The 1045-nt window shown below is 61.9% G+C and carries 2 protein-coding genes; one reads left to right on the top strand and one right to left on the bottom strand.

The window, feature by feature from the left end:
- Positions 1 to 27 precede the first annotated feature (27 nt).
- A complete protein-coding gene (locus EN893_RS35390; protein WP_127268278.1) occupies positions 28 to 681 on the bottom strand; it encodes a hydrolase in 654 nt (217 codons plus the stop codon).
- Between the two features lie 151 nt (positions 682 to 832).
- Here EN893_RS35390 and EN893_RS35385 point away from each other — a divergent pair.
- The coding region (locus EN893_RS35385) for a LysR family transcriptional regulator (RefSeq protein WP_164901459.1) at positions 833 to 1045 on the top strand (213 nt) is incomplete at its 3' end.

Here is a 1045-nt window from a genome sequence, read left to right as displayed (position 1 = left end):
CTCCAGCTTTCGTCACCTCCGCCCAGATCAGCCCGCGGCGCTCGGCACCGGCGTGTTGAGCAGCTGCTGTTCCCAGAGGTACGCGATGCCGCTGCCGCCGAAGTGCTGAATGAGAATCTCGGTCAGCTCCTCGACATGCTCGGTGCGCGCCCAATCGCGTTGCCATTCGCCAGTGAGCGCCATCACGGTCATCACGTTCGCGCCGGCCGCGATCATTCGCTGGATGGCAACTTCGTGAGACTCCCTCGAAATCCCGCCCGACGCGTCGGTGATCACGGTCACGTCCCAGCCTTCGCCGGCGGCCTGGATCACAGGCATTGCGACGCAGACCTCGGTCCACAGGCCGGCGATGATCAGCTGCTTGCGGCCGGTCGCCTTGACGACGTTCACCACATTCTCGTCCTGCCAGGTGTTCACCCAGGTGCGATCGATGACTTCCTGGTCCGGAAATACGTCGGTGATCTGCTTGAAGAGAAGTCCTCCGCGCGCCGCAATCACGCTGGTGAGAATGGTCGGAACACCGAAGGCTTTTGCTAGCTTCGCCAGCGCGGTCGTGTTGTTGACCACCATGTGTGGGTCGTGGCTGTTCAGATTGGCCAGCTGATAGGGCTGGTGGTCGATCAGGACGAGGACCGAATCTGCGGGACGAAGAAGCGAAGCAAGGCCGTTACGAGGGGTCATCAAGACTTCCTTTCTCTGCCGTCTGGACGGCATGGGTTTTCGGGAGACATGCGCCAGCGGGCGACGTTGCCGAAACGCAATTTGCTGTTCCTTTTGGTGATGCGATAGTGCCATATTCAGGCAAGCTGTGTCGCGAAACGAGGAACGCCGATTGGACATCGAAGATCTGCAGACATTCGTCGTAGTGGCCGATGCCGGGGGCGTATCGGCCGCCGCCCGCCGACTCGGCGTCTCCAAGTCGATCGTCAGTCGGCGGCTCTTTCGGGTTGAGGCGGAGCTTGGCGTCCAGCTTCTTGCACGAACGACCCGCGGCGCCGCGCTCACGGAGGCGGGAATTACTTTCAGAGATCATGCGGCCCGAGCC

This window comes from Mesorhizobium sp. M7A.F.Ca.CA.004.04.2.1, from assembly GCF_004022825.1.
GTDB lineage: Bacteria > Pseudomonadota > Alphaproteobacteria > Rhizobiales > Rhizobiaceae > Mesorhizobium.
The sequence above is the reverse complement of the archived record's forward strand: the minus strand, read 5'-3'. Positions and strand labels throughout refer to the sequence as shown.